This window comes from Bacillus sp. MUM 116, assembly GCF_001866655.1.
In the GTDB taxonomy this organism is placed as follows: Bacteria; Bacillota; Bacilli; order Bacillales; family Cytobacillaceae; genus Neobacillus.
In genome coordinates this window covers 100,292-116,879 of sequence record NZ_MLYR01000046.1, presented here as the reverse complement: position 1 = coordinate 116,879, position 16,588 = coordinate 100,292, and the positions used below count along the sequence as shown (strand labels likewise).

Sequence of the window (16,588 nt, the reverse complement as noted above, 5' to 3'; positions counted from 1 at the left end):
TTTTCATCCTTGCAGGCATGCGACGAGGTGACCAGTACTTCCTTGAATATTCTTTGCCGCAGGAGCAGGATAGTAATTGAGTGGCAGGACGCTTGCATTGTAATAAGATGAAACTTCTTAGGGTCTTCTGACAAAGCAGCTATGTACTTCTTAGTCATGAGAGGATTTGAGTGAAAAATGAAGCTATTAAATCTCCTTGAATATTTGCATTCATTAGTCCCGTATTCGGGCGCAAATCCGGAAATTTTTTCAATTGAAAATGATAGCCGTAAGGTGCAAAAAGGAAGCTTATTTATTTGTATCAAAGGGTACACCGTGGATGGACACGACTATGCAGAAGATGCCGTTAAAAATGGTGCTGCAGCTATTTTAGCTGAAAAAACGCTCCCGCTTGATGTTCCGGTCATTTTAGTAAAGAATACCACCCGGGCTATGGCTGTTCTCGTCGATGCTTTCTACGGGCAGCCATCGAAAAAAATGCATTTAATCGGTATTACCGGTACGAATGGAAAAACCACAACCAGCCATTTAATTGAAAAAATCTTTTCAGATGCAGGCCGAAAAACGGGTCTGATTGGTACAATGTATACAAAAATAGGCAACCGGACAATCGAAACAAAAAACACGACTCCAGATAGTCTTACCCTGCAGAAAAACTTTCGTCAAATGGTCATTGCAGGTGTTGAAATGGCCGTAATGGAGGTTTCTTCCCATGCATTAGATATGGGAAGGGTTCATGGCTGTGACTATGATGTTGCTGTTTTTACCAACCTTTCCCAGGACCATCTTGATTATCATAAAACAATGGAAGACTATCATCGAGCGAAGTGCCTTCTATTTTCTCAGCTGGGAAATACCTTTGAAAAAAATAAACCGAAATTCGCCATTCTAAATGCTGATGAATCTGCATCCGTTTTGTTCGAAAAATCTACTGCTGCGCATGTCATTACATATGGGATTACCAATCGTGCGGATATCCGGGCGGAAAATATTCAAATGAAATCCTTTGGCACAAGCTTTGATTTAATCATCAATCAGGATCAATACCCGGTTAAAATTCAGCTATTAGGGAAATTCAATGTTTATAATGTTTTAGCCGGCGTTTCGGCATCACTTGTATCAGGTGTACCAATATCTCAAATTATCCAATCTATTGAAAGTATTAAAGGAGTGGCAGGAAGATTTGAACTAGTTGATAAAGGTCAAAACTTTACAATCATCGTTGATTATGCCCATACTCCAGATAGCTTGGAGAATGTTTTAAAAACAGTCCGGCAGTTTGCGCGAAAAAAAATCTTTGTAGTTGTAGGGTGCGGTGGTGACAGGGACCGAACAAAAAGACCATTGATGGCTAAAATCTCCTGCCAATATGCCACAGACCCGATTTTTACATCCGATAATCCAAGAAGCGAGAATCCTAAGGGTATTCTTAATGATATGGTATCCGGTGTACAAGGCTTAAAATTCGAAGTAATACCCGACAGAAAACAAGCAATTGAAGCAGCAGTTGAACGTGCGTCAGAAGGTGATGTGATTCTTATCGCAGGTAAAGGACATGAAACGTACCAAATTATAGGGAACAATGTTTATGATTTTGATGATCGGCTCGTGGCTCGAGATGCAATCAAGGGGAGATAGGAGATGTATTTAGTTTATAAAGATATTGCGAATTTCATTCATGAAATCCGGGGAGCTCATGATGCCAATCTTATGTTTTACACGGTAACGGACCAAGCAAGTGCAAATCAGCCCAAGGGGATTTTTGTACCCCTTAGTGAGGAATCAGGTGACCTAAAAGAGGCGCTTGTCAATGGAGCAATTGCTGCAATATGGCAGAAAGGAAAAATGCTGCCCCGCTACACTCCAAATCACTTTCCGGTATTTCTTGCGGAAGATCCGGGAGGAGCGGTACGGTTAATTTTGAAACAATATATAGAAAAATTAGATGGAGAAACAGAAAAGACAATGAATATAACAAAATTTGATATCTTAAATAAAAAAATTCTTAACAAAAATAACGAAACATATGATATTGCTGCTATGTTGAATGAATTATCTGATAAATCCAATGCGGCAAGTCAAGAAAGGAAGGGATAAAATGCTGGAGCAGGTAATCTTATTTACAATCATCATGTCATTTCTTATTTCCGTATTGCTCTCTCCCATTTTTATTCCCTTCTTAAGAAGGTTGAAATTTGGACAAAGCATTCGCGAAGAGGGACCGCAATCCCATCTAAAGAAAACGGGAACGCCAACAATGGGCGGAATTATGATTTTATTTTCAATTATTATTACTACTTTAGTGATGACAGGAAAGTTTTCCGCGCCAACCGTGAAAACGTATTTACTTTTACTTGTAACGTTCGGCTTTGGTTTGCTTGGTTTTCTCGATGATTTTATTAAGGTGGTTTTAAAGCGGAATTTAGGCTTAACCTCCAAACAAAAACTTTTAGGACAAATTATTATATCGGTTATTTTTTATTTTGTTTATAAACAAAATGGCTTTCCAACGGAAATCACTTTGCCTTTCTGGAATTATTCCTTTGATTTAGGCTGGTTTTTTGTCTTTTTCATTATTTTTTGGCTCGTAGGTTTTTCCAATGCAGTTAATTTAACGGATGGACTAGATGGTTTAGTTTCCGGAACTGCGGCAATCGCTTTCGGGGCATATGCCGTTCTTGCCTGGAATCAATCACAGGTGGAGGTAGCAATTTTTTCCGTTGCGATTGTTGGTGCAGTCTTAGGATTTTTAGTTTTTAATGCGCATCCTGCAAAGGTTTTTATGGGAGATACCGGTTCGCTAGCACTTGGCGGGGCAATAGCGGCTATTTCCATTTTAACCAAGCATGAAATTTTGCTAATCATTATCGGTGGTGTTTTTGTTATTGAGACATTATCGGTTATTCTTCAGGTCATTTCCTTTAAAACTACAGGGAAGCGGATATTCCGAATGAGCCCATTACATCACCATTATGAGTTAGTCGGCTGGTCTGAATGGCGGGTTGTAGTGACTTTTTGGAGTGTTGGACTAATATTAGCGATTCTTGGAATCTATATCGAGGTGTGGTTGTAATTGAAACAGGTTGAAACATATCGACATAAAAAAATTCTCGTACTTGGACTGGCAAAAAGCGGGGTAACAGCAGCACGACTTTTACATAAGCTTGGGGCGTTTGTAACTGTAAACGATCGAAAGCCATTATCGGAAAACCCGGAAGCACGTGGATTGTTGGAAGAAGGGATTAAAGTCATTTGTGGTGAACACCCCGTAGAACTTCTTGATGAGGGGTTTGAATTGATAGTCAAAAACCCTGGAATCCCGTATAGCAACCCAATCATCGAAGGGGCTTTAGAAAAAGGCATTCCGGTTATTACTGAGGTAGAACTTGCTTACCAAATTTCCGAAGCACCGTTTATTGGAATTACTGGAACAAATGGAAAAACAACAACGACCACCCTTGTTTATGAAATGTTGAAAGAAGGAAAAAAACAGCCGCTGATTGCCGGAAATATTGGCACAGTTGCCTCAGGTGTGGCGGAAGAAACAACAAAGGAAAATACGATTGTCATCGAGTTATCTTCCTTTCAGTTAATGGGGATTAAGACATTCGCTCCTAAAATTGCGATTATAACAAATATATACGATGCACATTTGGACTACCATGGAACAAGAAAAGAATATATCAAGGCGAAAGCAAATATAACCAAAAATCAAACAGAAATTGATTATTTAATTGTTAATTACGATCAAGAAGATACAATGGAAATTGCCCGTAATTCCAAAGCTAAAATTATTCCATTTTCAACAAAAAGCCAATTATCAGAAGGCGCATATCTTTGTGATGAATGGATTTGTTATAACGGGGAAAAAGTGATGCAAGTGAAGGATATCGCTCTGCCGGGTATACATAATCTGGAAAATATCCTATCTGCGCTTGTCGCAGCCAAGCTCTCAGGGGTAGATAATCAATCCATTCAAGAAGTGCTCAAAACGTTTGCTGGGGTAAAGCATCGCCTGCAGTATGTTAGGGAAATCAACGGACGTAAATTTTATAATGATTCAAAAGCGACCAATATATTGGCGACCATTACTGCATTAAAGGCTTTCCAAACTCCGGTTATTTTATTGGCCGGCGGTTTGGATAGAGGTAATGAATTTGATGAACTTATTCCATATTTAAAGAATGTTAAAGTGTTAATTACATTTGGTCAAACTGCACCTAAACTCGAACGTGTTGCCAAAGAGACGGGAATAAAAATAATCAAGCGTGTCGATAATGTTGGGGAAGCCGTGCCTGTAGCTTTTCAGCATTCTGAATCAGGCGATGTGATTTTGTTATCTCCTGCATGTGCCAGCTGGGATCAATTTAAAACTTTTGAAGTTAGGGGAGACATTTTTATCGAAGCGGTGCATAAGCTTAAGTAAGGGCTTGTCCACAGAAAAGTTCCAGCGTCCTTTTTACGTGCACTGGAGCTAGACAATCATTGTTCTCCACCAAGGTTCATTACAAGCCCTAAAACTGGTAGTTGAGGTGTTTAGTGGTGCCGACAAAGAGAACAACCCCCGATTTCATTTTGATGATTGTAACCTTCACGCTTCTAGCTGTAGGGCTAATCATGGTATACAGTGCCAGCGCTGTATGGGCAGAATATAAATTTCATGATTCTTTCTTCTTTGCAAAAAGACAAACCCTTTTTGCTGCTGTTGGAATCGCTGCGATGTTTTTCATCATGAATATCAACTACTGGACATGGAGAACATGGGCCAAAACAATATTAATCGTTTGTTTTGTCTTATTGGTTCTTGTTTTAATTCCCGGGATCGGTAATGTTAGAAATGGTTCAAGAAGTTGGATAGGTGTGGGGGCATTTTCGATACAGCCTTCTGAATTTATGAAACTTGCCATGATTGCTTTTTTAGCAAAGTATTTGTCGGAACGGCAGAAATTCATTACCTCCTTCAAAAAAGGGCTTATCCCATCACTTGGACTTGCATTTATTGCTTTTGCGATGATTATGCTGCAGCCTGACCTTGGAACGGGTACGGTGATGATGGGTACCTGTGTTGTAATGATTTTTGTTGCCGGTGCCCGAATTAGTCACTTTACTTTTTTAGGGCTGATGGGTGTAGCCGGTTTTGTTGGGCTAATTGCATCAGCACCCTATCGTATTAAGCGGATTACATCTTTCCTCGATCCATGGTCAGACCCGCTGGGAAGTGGTTTTCAAATTATCCAGTCTCTCCTTGCAATTGGTCCGGGCGGATTGTTTGGGCTAGGTCTTGGTCAAAGCCGGCAAAAGTTTTTCTACTTGCCGGAACCGCAAACAGACTTTATCTTTGCAATCCTTTCTGAAGAGCTGGGATTTATTGGCGGATCCTTTATCTTATTGCTGTTTGCATTACTCCTCTGGAGGGGGATTCGAATTGCGCTCGGTGCTCCGGATTTGTATGGAAGCTTTCTGGCCGTTGGAATTATTGCCATGGTTGCCATCCAAGTCATGATTAATATCGGCGTAGTAACAGGGCTGATGCCTGTTACAGGTATTACATTACCATTTTTAAGCTACGGTGGGTCCTCTTTGACCTTAATGTTAATGGCCATTGGTGTTCTTTTAAATATTAGCCGTTATTCAAGATATTGAATACCCTGTTGAATACAGGGTATTTTTCGCTAATAGGGAAGTATAAACTTTTTCAAGTTTATACTTCCCTATTACGCATAAGTGCAACTACGCCTCTGTCTTCGACTTACGGCTCGCCAATCGGCGAGTTTTCATTACATTTCTCTAACATTCTGTTTTCATTTACTTTATTTTATTCATTTTTATAGTAGAATGAGGAAGGTAATTAAGTGTGAGCAATCATTAATGAGGTGTACCTATGAAAATCGTTGTTAGCGGCGGTGGAACGGGAGGACATATTTACCCGGCACTCGCTCTTATAAGAGAAATTCAAAAACAGGCTAAAGATGCGGAATTTTTATATATAGGAACGAAAAACGGTTTAGAAAGTAGCCTTGTCCCAAAAGCAAATATCCCTTTTAAATCTATTCATATTACAGGATTCAGAAGAAAAATTTCTTTTGAAAATATTAAAACGATTTTTCGATTCCTCAAAGGAACGAGAAACAGTAAAAAAATACTGAAAGAATTTAAGCCTGACGTTGTAATTGGAACAGGGGGCTATGTATGCGGTCCGGTGGTTTATGCGGCAGCCAAACTTGGGATTCCCACCATCATTCATGAGCAAAACAGTGTTCCCGGTTTAACTAATAAATTCTTAAGCAGATATGTGAATAAAATCGCCATCTGCTTTGAGGAAGCGAAAGAATATTTTCCATTGGAAAAGGTTGTTTACACAGGAAACCCACGGGCATCTGAAGTGATTGGCAATGATGGAGTGAAGGGACGATTATCTGTCGGTTTAAGTACAACAACACCAGCCGTCCTTATTTTTGGCGGCAGCCGCGGAGCAAAACCAATAAATGATGCTGTGGTGAAATCATTATCTGATTTTGGAAGTAAAACCTATCAGGTTCTATATATAACTGGTGATGTACATTTTGAGGATGTTAAAAAGGAAGTGGAGTTAATCGGCAATCCCAGTAATGTCATGATCAAACCGTTTATCCATAATATGCCTGAAGTACTTGCAGGAATTGACCTCGTTGTTTCCAGAGCAGGTGCTACCACGTTAGCAGAACTGACCTCTCTTGGGATTCCAAGCATTCTTATACCAAGTCCATATGTTACCAATAATCATCAGGAAAAAAATGCAAGATCATTAAGTGAAAATGGCGCAGCAAAAATATTGCTGGAAAAAGATTTAAATAATAAAAGTCTTGTTGAAAGCATTGACCAGATTTTGTTAAATAAAGAAAAACTTAAAGAGATGAAGAATAAGGCAAAAAAAATTGGCGTCCCAGATTCTGCGAACCGGCTCTATGATTTGATAAAAAAACTGAGAAACGAAAAACAAAGGTAGCCCAAATTCACTTTTAGCATAAATTGAATAAAAAGGTATAGAAAGTTAGGGTGATTAAGTGGACGGATTGATAACACAATTGCAAGAATTAAACATTGGAAAGGTGAAACAAAATGAACTGCTGGCTAACCATACCACCATCAAAATTGGTGGCCCGGCGGATTTGTTTATAGAACCCTCCTCAACTGAAAATTTAATAAAAGTTATGGAAGTAATTCGTAAACAACATTTGCCATGGAGGGCAATAGGACGGGGTTCCAATCTTTTAGTTTCCGATAAGGGAATTGAAGGTGTTGTGATAAAGTTAGGTTCCGGTTTAGATCAGCTCACTGTTAACGGTTCTGAGATTACAGTCGGAGGCGGATATTCTCTTGTAAGTTTAGCCACAAAAATTAGCAAAATGGGCATTACTGGCCTTGAATTTGCAAGTGGAATTCCTGGGTCTGTCGGTGGTGCTGTATATATGAATGCAGGCGCACATGGGTCGGATATTAGTAAAATATTAACGAAAGCCCTAATTCTTTTTGAAGATGGAACGATGGAATGGCTTACGAACGAAGAGATGGAATTTACCTATCGGACTTCTGTACTGCAAAAGAAACGTCCGGGAATTGTGATGGAGGCTGTTTTCAAGCTTCAAGCCGGTGAAAAAACAGGCATTGTTGCACAGATGCAAAAAAATAAGGATTACCGTAAAGAAACACAGCCATGGAATTTTCCGTGCGCTGGCAGTATTTTTCGAAATCCTCTTCCAAACTATGCTGGAAAGTTAATCGAAGTGGCGGGGTTAAAGGGATATACCATTGGCGGGGCCAAAATCTCAGAAATGCATGGAAATTTTATTGTTAACGCTGGAAATGCTACAGCAGGGGATGTCCTTGCTTTAATTCAGTTTGTAAAAGACACCATTTATAGTTTATATGAAATTAAAATGGAAACAGAGGTTGAAATCATCGGACGAAAATAAAAACTAAAAAAGTCCTAAATACCAAAATTTATTCCCTATTACTAGCAAGAATTTTTCGTGCGAATGACAAATATTGTGATATAATTACTAATCATATATAGAAAAAAACGGAAGAAAAAGAATGACGGCATGATTTTTCGTGCCGTTGTTTTCACTTTACAGATCTTTAAAATTATTTACTTGGTTTTGTTTGGACAAGCTTATAGTTGTTCTTTTGGGTGACCTCGAAGGGCAAATCAAGGCGCTTGCGCTTTTCTTTGTGGGAGGTAGGAAATGGATAAAGGGAATGTTGTTGCTTTAGAGGATAGAATACCTAAGTTAAAAGAGCAAAGACGACGAAAAGCAAACAGAAGGCTTATTCTCCTCCTATTTTTGTTTTTTACATTAATTGCAGTGATTGCCTATGTGCAATCACCATTAAGCCATGTTAAAAGGATTTCAGTAGAAGGAAATGACCTGTATTCTACCAAGGAAATCATTAAGAAAACTGGGGTCACGAACAATACGAATATTTGGAAGGTTAATGACAAGGAAATTTCCAAAAAATTAATGGAACTCTCTGAAATTAAGAAAGCAAACGTTAAAATTGGGTGGCCAAACACAATCTATATTACCATCCAAGAGCATAAACGAATAGCCTATCTAAAAAATGATGGATTCTATTACCCTATTATGGAAAATGGAATCATACTAAAAGGGAAATCGTTTAAAGAATTTCCAAGCAATTCTCCGATTCTTTTTGATTTCAAAGAAGGTCCTATCTTAAATGAAATGGTGGATGGCCTAAAACGTCTTCCTGACGAAATTGTCAATTCCATATCTGAAATCCACTCTACTCCGAAAAAAACGGACAAGTATCATATTTCCTTATTTATGAATGATGGTTTCGAAGTGAGTGCAACTTTAAGAAGTTTTTCAGAAAAAATGGTGCATTATCCTTCAATCGTAAGCCAATTAGATCCAAATAAAAAAGGTGTAATTGACTTGGAAGTTGGCTCATATTTCAAGGCATATGATACAAAGACGGAGGAACAAAAAAGTGAAAAGGATAAAGGTCAAGGGTAATCATGTAATTTTGTCTCTTGTGTGTTTAGTGCTTGGGTATATGATTGCCTTCTCATATCATTTAACTCAAAAAGAAAAGCAAAGGGATACGCGAGAGCTTTCAGACCGGCAGTGGGAGAAAACCCTTGATTTAAGAAACCAGTTGAATGCACAAAAGGTAACAAACAGGAAGCTGGAAAAGGAATTGGCTAAAAAACAAAATTTGGTTCTTGAGAATGAAAAAAATCTTTCAAAAGAAGCTAAAGCTTTTTATAACCTTGCTGAGGATGCTGAGAAATACCGAATGTTTTTAGGAAAGGTAAAGGTGAAAGGCAAAGGGGTCAAAGTAGCCCTGGCCGACGGTGCTTATGATCCAAAAGTGACAAATGTCAATAATTATTTAGTACATGAATTTCATGTATTTAAAGTAGTAAACGAATTATACATTTCGGGTGCAGCGGCTATTGCCATCAATGGGCAAAGATTAACTAGTCATTCCTACATAAATTGCAATGGTCCTGTTATTACGGTTGATGGTGTGCAACATCCGGCACCATTTGTAATTACGGCAATCGGCGACCCTGATGTTTTGTCTGCGGCATTGAATCTTACCGGAGGGGTAAAGGATCAGCTTGTGAATGATAATATTGTGTTTACCCTCGAAGAAAATGATGAAATTACTATGAATCCGATTTTGGGAAATTAAGCTCTTAAGTATGTCCACATTTTAATATTTTAAGATAAGAAAGAAAATGTCGACTTCGAGAATTGTCCAGCGCAAGCGTCCTGCCCCTCGAGGTCACAAGCCAATCCGTCCAAAAGGTTAAAGAACAACCTTTCGGCCGGCTTGGTTTGTGCTATGCCTGAGGCTGACCAAGGCGCTTGCGCTTTTCTTATAAAAGGTTAGGTGAAAAAAGTGGACAAACCTCAAAAAAACTTAAGCTTTACTTTAATCATGGCCATCATCGGTTTTATGATTGCGATTCAATTTCAAACGATTAAAAAACCGGTAGATCGTGATACAAGAGATATATGGGAAATTCGTGAAGATTTGTTGAAGGAGAAGGAACTGGAGTCGGCACTCTTAAGTGAAATTCGTTCAAATGAGGAAAAATTGACTGCATATGAATCAAAACATAAGCAAAGTAAGGAACAAGTCCTTAAGGAAACATTGAATGAATTAAAGGTAGAAGCCGGTTTAACCAAAGTTACAGATCCCGGTATTACCTTAAAAATTGAACCTGCTCTTGAGGAAATTGAATTAGGGGCTCCTGTAACCAGGGAGGTTCCTCCAGATCTTTTACAAAGATTATTGAATGAATTAAATATGTATGAGGCGAAATTTGTTTCGATTGACGGACAAAGAGTTATTAACACTACCGTTATTCGTGATATCAATGGCCAAACAAAAATTGACGGACATACAATTAACAGTCTGCCAATAGAAGTAAAAGTAGTTGTCGACAGTATCGATACTGCGGAAAAACTGTATAATCGCATGAAGGTATCTAAGTCAATTGAAGAGTTTTATGTTGAAAATTTAAGATTAATCGTATCTTCGCCCAAAACAAAAGTGACGGTTCCTGCTTATGAAAATCCAATACGTATTCGTTATATGGAGCCGGTTAAAGGGAATGAAGGAGGCAATCATTGATGTGGCTTCCCATACTTGGATTAATCATTGGAACTGTTCTCGGATTATCTACAGAAGTCCGAATCCCCGAAGAATATTCAAATTATTTATCGATCGCAGTTCTCGCTGCTTTGGATACTTTGTTTGGCGGGATTCGGGCAAATCTGCAAAATATTTATGATGAAAAAGTATTTGTTTCGGGTTTCTTTTTTAATATAATCTTAGCAGCAAGTTTAGCTTTTCTAGGTGTCCATCTTGGTGTAGACTTGTATTTAGCGGCAGTATTTGCTTTTGGAGTCAGGTTATTTCAAAATATTGCTGTTATTCGAAGAATTTTAATTGCAAAATGGTCATCTAACAAAGAAAAATTAGAAAAAAGTTGACGAATTTTAAAGGGAATCATTTAGTTGTGACGAATAATTTTATAAGATATGTAATTGAATCTGTTCTTGAACAAAATAAAATTGTTGTTCGACTGAAGGAATGCTAAAGGAGGTGCCAAAGAATGAACAGCAATGAAATATATGTTAGTCTTGACATCGGTACATCCAGTGTAAAAGTTATCATTGGTGAAATGGTCAATGACGCATTAAATATAATTGGTGTCGGGAATGTAAAGTCGGAAGGTTTGCGTAAAGGATCAATTGTAGATATAGATGAAACCGTTCATTCAATAAAGAAAGCAATCGAGCAGGCAGAAAGAATGATTGGGATGGAAATCAGACAGGTTATTGTCGGAATCACGGGGAATCATGTCATGCTTCAGCCTTGTCATGGGGTTGTCGCCGTTTCTAGTCCAAATCGAGAAATTACCAATGATGATGTTCTAAGGGTGATCGATGCGGCCCAAGTGGTTTCCATTCCGCCCGAGAGAGAAATTATCGGGGTAGTTTCCAAACAATTTATTGTCGATGGACTTGATGAAATTAATGATCCGCGTGGAATGATTGGCGTCCGTTTAGAAATGGAAGGGACCATTATTACCGGTTCTAAAACCATTCTGCATAATACACTTAGATGTGTTGAACGGGCAGGTCTGGAAATTCTAGATATAACCCTTCAGCCGCTCGCAGCCGGTTCCTTTGCCTTGTCAAAGGATGAAAAAAATCTCGGTGTGGCCTTAATTGACCTTGGCGGCGGTTCAACGACTTTGGCGGTCTTCGAACAAGGTCATTTGAAATCAACAAGTGTTTTGCCGGTAGGCGGAGATCATATTACAAATGATCTGTCAAAGGTTTTATGTACCTCTACCGAGGATGCGGAAAAAATAAAGATTAAAAATGGACATGCTTTCTATGATGAAGCTTCAGAAGATGAAGTTTTCAGTGTTCCGATTATCGGAAGCGATCAGCATCAACAATTTAACCAGCTTGAAATTTCGGACATAATCGAAGCAAGATTAGAAGAAATCTTTGACTTGATTTTACATGAAATGAAACGGAAAGGCTTTAATAATTTGCCTGGCGGGTATGTGTTGACCGGAGGAATCGCAAATATGCAAGGCGTACTGGAACTTGCCCAGGTGATATTGCAAAATAGAGTTCGCATAGCAATACCTGATTATATTGGAGTAAGAGAGCCTCAATATACGACAGCTGTTGGTTTAATAAAATATGCTTACAAGAATGCTAGATTACCAGGGGGGACTGTTGCTGCACCATCGCCAGTTTCGGAACCGATTGAAAAGAAAGTCCCAAAACAACAACAACAACAACAGCCAAAAGCAAAGGTAGAAAAGCAGCCAGAAGAAAAAATGTCATCAAAAGTAAAAAAAATCCTTGGTTACTTTTTCGAATAAGCATACGAAAAGGAAAATCGACGAATTAGGGAGGATTTGTCATGTTAGAGTTCGATACCAATTTAGATTCTCTTGCTACAATAAAAGTAATCGGTGTTGGCGGGGGCGGAAATAACGCAGTCAACCGTATGATTGAACATGGGGTTCAAGGCGTTGAATTTATTGCAGTGAATACGGATGCACAGGCCTTAAATCTATCAAAGGCAGAAGTGAAGATGCAAATTGGCGGAAAATTGACCAGAGGCCTAGGTGCCGGGGCCAATCCGGAAGTAGGTAAGAAAGCTGCTGAAGAAAGCAAGGAACAATTAGAAGAAGCTTTGCGCGGAGCGGATATGGTATTCGTTACAGCCGGAATGGGTGGCGGTACTGGTACCGGAGCGGCGCCTGTTATTGCTCAAATAGCCCGACAACTTGGGGCTTTGACAGTCGGTGTTGTTACCCGTCCTTTTACCTTTGAAGGTAAAAAACGTTCGACACAGGCATCCGGTGGAATTGCGGCTATGAAAGAAGCGGTAGATACCTTAATTGTCATTCCTAACGACCGTCTTTTAGAAATAGTTGATAAGAGTACACCAATGCTTGAAGCATTTCGTGAAGCGGATAATGTTCTTCGTCAAGGGGTACAAGGTATTTCTGACTTAATCGCTGTCCCAGGACTAATTAACTTGGACTTTGCGGACGTAAAAACCATTATGTCGAATAAAGGTTCGGCATTAATGGGGATTGGGATTGCATCTGGGGAAAATCGTGCAGCCGAAGCTGCGAAGAAAGCAATTAGTTCCCCATTACTTGAAACATCTATTGATGGTGCACAGGGTGTGTTGATGAACATTACCGGTGGTTCTAACTTGAGCTTATATGAAGTCCAAGAGGCAGCCGATATTGTTGCGTCAGCTTCTGACCAGGAAGTAAACATGATTTTTGGTTCTGTTATTAATGATAATTTAAAGGATGAAATCATCGTTACTGTTATTGCTACCGGATTTAATGAGGAAGTCATGCAGCCGAAAGCGGCCCGTCCATCATTTGGCCAGGTTAAACCATCAATCGGAAACGTTAAAAGAGAGCCAAAGCGTGAAGAATTTCCACAAGAATCAGTTCGAAATACAAACGCAAATGGTTCTCAGGAAGAAGCTTTAGATATTCCAACTTTCTTAAGAAATCGTAACCGTAGAAGATAGGATCTATTAAAAGAAAAGGTGCAGTCCATTAATGGACTGCGCCTTTTCTTTTATTGAATGATAAGGAAGAATTGCATCCTCTTTGAGAATTGTCCAGCTCCAGTCCATACATCGCTAAACAGGCACTTCCGCTTTTTTTTGGAAAAATACGACAAAATCCCTGACATCTAGTGAAAATTTCTGCTTTTTTGATTACAGAAAGTGACACACTTCAGCGCTCAATGTGAGTTATACTTTTTCCTAAACAAGATAAATACAGATTAATAGAAAAGGGAATGAGTGTTCATTATTATTTTTGGGGGAATCAATGAAGGGGGAAGCTGTTTGGTTGTTTATTTAGATATAATCTGGGCCCTAAACCTTTTATTTGATAGTCTACTCCTTTTTTTAACGGCGATTTTTTTAAAGAGAACAATTCGTTTATGGAGGTTGTTATCTGGTGGATTTATCGGGTCCCTGATCATCTTATTATCTTTTACACCCGTACATGACTATTCAAACCACCCGATTACAAAACTTCTCTTTTCCGTTTTGATGATTCTTGTCACGTTTGGATATAAACGTCTGGTTTTTTTTATTAAAGCACTAATGACCTTATATGTTTCAACGTTTTTAATTGGTGGTGCTCTAATTGGGGCGCACTATTTCCTTCAGACAGACTCCCTGTTGCTTGCGGGATTAAAGGGATTTGGGGATCCAATCAGCTGGATGTTTGTTTTTATCGGGTTCCCGATTGCATGGCACTTCTCAAAAAAGAATGTGGAAGGGATGGAGATGACGAAGATTCAGTTTGACCAAATTGTCAGTGTCAGCCTGACGATCAATTCTGAGACATATGTATTCAAAGGATTGGTGGATAGCGGAAATCAACTGTATGATCCTTTAACGAAACTTCCCGTTATGTTTATTTCAATTAAAAATCAAATGGAGGGAATGTCAGAACCAATAAAACAGATGGCAGCTAACACGGAGACGTTATTAATGGGAGAGGAAGAGTTTCCTTCAGATTGGCAAAACAAGCTTCGAATTATTCCTTATCGCGTGGTTGGACAAGAGCATCAGCTAATTATGGCGGTAAAGCCTGACTCTATTTTAATTGAGAAAAACGGTGATTGCTTTCTTTGTGAAAAGGGTCTTGTATCGTTTACTATGCAAGAGCTTTCTCCCGATGATGCCTTCCAATGCATCGTCCATCCAAAAATGCTTACTGGACCCAGACAGCCAGGGAAAACAGTGAAAGTAAGTTAATATTACTATACTCTGAAAAACATATTTTTAGAAGGAGGAACTTGCATGAAAAAATGGAGACTACGCTTGGCCTATTACTGGTATAAACTATTAATCAAATTAGGATTTAAAACGGATGAAGTTTTTTATATTGGCGGAAGCGAAGCACTACCTCCTCCATTAAGCAAAGATGAAGAAGAGCTGCTTTTAAAAAAATTACCTGGCGGAGATAAAGCGGCACGATCCATTTTGATTGAGCGAAATCTAAGACTTGTTGTTTATATTGCCAGAAAGTTTGAAAATACAGGGATTAATATTGAAGATTTAATCAGTATTGGTACAATCGGCTTAATTAAAGCTGTTAATACGTTTAACCCGGAAAAGAAAATTAAACTTGCTACATATGCCTCGAGATGTATTGAAAATGAAATTCTGATGTACTTAAGAAGAAATAATAAAATTCGTTCAGAGGTATCATTTGATGAACCATTAAATATTGATTGGGATGGTAATGAATTATTACTTTCTGATGTACTAGGGACAGATGATGATATCATTACAAAGGATTTGGAAGCAAATGTGGATCGTAAGCTTTTAACAAAAGCTCTTCATCAGTTAACAGATCGCGAAAAGCAAATTATGGAGCTTCGCTTCGGACTGACTAATGGGGAAGAAAAAACCCAAAAAGATGTGGCAGATATGCTGGGGATTTCCCAATCCTATATTTCGAGACTAGAAAAAAGAATTATCAAACGATTAAGAAAAGAGTTCAATAAAATGGTTTAGTCTTGGAAAAAAAGAAAATTTTTCTAAAGAAAAAAGCTAAGAATTTCGGGACATTATCATGATTTTCGCTTAATTAGGGTCAATCAGGTACAAAGGAAAAGTGCATATTTTTCCTGCTCAAGGAGATACTGTTTTTTGTACAGCAGCTCCTGTGAGGAGGGAAAAATGATTGACTCGAAATAAAGTTGAAATTTGCGGTGTGGACACATCAAAGCTTCCAGTATTAAAAAACGAAGAAATGAGATTACTCTTCAAGCAAATGCAAGAGGGCGATCTAACTGCCCGTGAAAAGCTCGTCAACGGAAATTTGCGACTCGTGTTAAGCGTTATTCAACGATTCAATAATCGTGGCGAGTTTGTTGATGACCTGTTTCAAGTCGGCTGTATTGGACTTATGAAATCAATAGATAACTTTGATTTAAGTCAAAATGTAAAGTTTTCCACTTATGCGGTACCTATGATTATTGGAGAGATTCGTCGGTATTTACGTGACAATAATCCGATTCGAGTTTCCAGATCCCTGAGAGATATTGCTTATAAGGCTCTTCAGGTTAGAGAACGATTAATGAGCGAAACATCAAGGGAACCAACTGCCGAGGAAATTGCGAAGGTGTTAGAAGTTCCCCATGAAGAAATCGTCTTTGCACTTGATGCGATTCAAGATCCAGTTTCTCTCTTCGAACCGATTTATAATGATGGCGGCGACCCTATTTATGTAATGGATCAATTAAGTGATGAACGAAATAAAGACATCCACTGGATAGAAGAGATTGCTTTAAAAGAAGGCATGCGCCGATTAAATGACCGCGAAAAATTAATCTTGAGAAAGAGGTTCTTCCAAGGAAAGACTCAGATGGAAGTAGCCGATGAAATTGGCATTTCACAAGCACAAGTTTCCCGCTTGGAGAAAGCCGCAATCCGGCAAATGAATAAAAACATCCAAAATTAAAGCTGTCCTTTTGGGCAG

Annotated in this window: 16 protein-coding genes; all 16 read left to right on the top strand. The window is 38.7% G+C overall.

Going from position 1 to position 16,588, the window contains the following annotated elements; translation table 11 throughout:
* Positions 1 to 177: 177 nt before the first annotated feature.
* The 16 genes from BIV60_RS13050 to sigG all read left to right on the top strand — a co-directional run bounded on the left by BIV60_RS13050 (position 178) and on the right by sigG (position 16,570).
* Positions 178 to 1,638 carry a UDP-N-acetylmuramoyl-L-alanyl-D-glutamate--2,6-diaminopimelate ligase gene (locus tag BIV60_RS13050; RefSeq protein ID WP_071356176.1) on the top strand — a complete coding sequence of 487 codons (1,461 nt, stop codon included), beginning with the start codon at positions 178 to 180 and terminating at the stop codon, positions 1,636 to 1,638.
* 3 nt (positions 1,639 to 1,641) lie between these two features.
* Positions 1,642 to 2,097, top strand: coding sequence for a hypothetical protein (locus BIV60_RS13045; RefSeq protein WP_071356175.1), 456 nt, complete (start codon positions 1,642 to 1,644; stop codon positions 2,095 to 2,097).
* 1 nt (position 2,098) lies between these two features.
* Positions 2,099 to 3,073, top strand: coding sequence for a phospho-N-acetylmuramoyl-pentapeptide-transferase (mraY, locus tag BIV60_RS13040; protein ID WP_071356174.1), 975 nt, complete (start codon positions 2,099 to 2,101; stop codon positions 3,071 to 3,073).
* Positions 3,074 to 4,426 carry a UDP-N-acetylmuramoyl-L-alanine--D-glutamate ligase gene (gene murD / locus BIV60_RS13035; RefSeq protein ID WP_071356173.1) on the top strand — a complete coding sequence of 451 codons (1,353 nt, stop codon included), beginning with the start codon at positions 3,074 to 3,076 and terminating at the stop codon, positions 4,424 to 4,426.
* 116 nt (positions 4,427 to 4,542) lie between these two features.
* Positions 4,543 to 5,643 (top strand): stage V sporulation protein E, encoded by a 1,101-nt coding sequence (gene spoVE / locus BIV60_RS13030; protein ID WP_071356172.1) that lies wholly within the window; start codon positions 4,543 to 4,545, stop codon positions 5,641 to 5,643.
* Between the two features lie 238 nt (positions 5,644 to 5,881).
* Entirely contained in the window at positions 5,882 to 6,985 is a 1,104-nt protein-coding gene (gene murG / locus BIV60_RS13025) for an undecaprenyldiphospho-muramoylpentapeptide beta-N-acetylglucosaminyltransferase (protein ID WP_071356171.1), read from the top strand.
* A 58-nt stretch (positions 6,986 to 7,043) separates the two neighbouring features.
* Complete coding sequence (gene murB / locus BIV60_RS13020; protein ID WP_071356170.1) at positions 7,044 to 7,952, top strand: UDP-N-acetylmuramate dehydrogenase; 909 nt, start codon at positions 7,044 to 7,046, stop codon at positions 7,950 to 7,952.
* 273 nt (positions 7,953 to 8,225) lie between these two features.
* Positions 8,226 to 9,017, top strand: coding sequence for a cell division protein FtsQ/DivIB (locus BIV60_RS13015; protein WP_071356169.1), 792 nt, complete (start codon positions 8,226 to 8,228; stop codon positions 9,015 to 9,017).
* Positions 8,965 to 9,702, top strand: a complete 738-nt coding sequence (locus BIV60_RS13010; RefSeq protein ID WP_071356168.1) for a DUF881 domain-containing protein — start codon at positions 8,965 to 8,967, stop codon at positions 9,700 to 9,702. The genes BIV60_RS13015 and BIV60_RS13010 overlap by 53 nt, the downstream gene beginning before the upstream one ends.
* A 210-nt stretch (positions 9,703 to 9,912) precedes the next feature.
* On the top strand, positions 9,913 to 10,650 hold the full coding sequence (locus tag BIV60_RS13005) for a DUF881 domain-containing protein (protein ID WP_071356167.1): 738 nt from the start codon (positions 9,913 to 9,915) through the stop codon (positions 10,648 to 10,650).
* Complete coding sequence (locus BIV60_RS13000) at positions 10,650 to 11,012, top strand: small basic family protein (RefSeq protein WP_071356166.1); 363 nt, start codon at positions 10,650 to 10,652, stop codon at positions 11,010 to 11,012. The genes BIV60_RS13005 and BIV60_RS13000 overlap by 1 nt, the downstream gene beginning before the upstream one ends.
* A 122-nt stretch (positions 11,013 to 11,134) precedes the next feature.
* On the top strand, positions 11,135 to 12,427 hold the full coding sequence (ftsA, locus tag BIV60_RS12995; protein WP_071356165.1) for a cell division protein FtsA: 1,293 nt from the start codon (positions 11,135 to 11,137) through the stop codon (positions 12,425 to 12,427).
* Positions 12,428 to 12,468: 41 nt separating this feature from the next.
* Positions 12,469 to 13,608, top strand: a complete 1,140-nt coding sequence (gene ftsZ, locus BIV60_RS12990; RefSeq protein WP_071356164.1) for a cell division protein FtsZ — start codon at positions 12,469 to 12,471, stop codon at positions 13,606 to 13,608.
* A gap of 324 nt (positions 13,609 to 13,932) precedes the next feature.
* Positions 13,933 to 14,856 (top strand): sigma-E processing peptidase SpoIIGA, encoded by a 924-nt coding sequence (spoIIGA, locus tag BIV60_RS12985; protein WP_071356163.1) that lies wholly within the window; start codon positions 13,933 to 13,935, stop codon positions 14,854 to 14,856.
* Positions 14,857 to 14,901: 45 nt separating this feature from the next.
* On the top strand, positions 14,902 to 15,621 hold the full coding sequence (gene sigE / locus BIV60_RS12980; protein ID WP_071356162.1) for an RNA polymerase sporulation sigma factor SigE: 720 nt from the start codon (positions 14,902 to 14,904) through the stop codon (positions 15,619 to 15,621).
* A 169-nt stretch (positions 15,622 to 15,790) separates the two neighbouring features.
* On the top strand, positions 15,791 to 16,570 hold the full coding sequence (gene sigG / locus BIV60_RS12975) for an RNA polymerase sporulation sigma factor SigG (RefSeq protein ID WP_071356161.1): 780 nt from the start codon (positions 15,791 to 15,793) through the stop codon (positions 16,568 to 16,570).
* Positions 16,571 to 16,588: the final 18 nt, after the last annotated feature.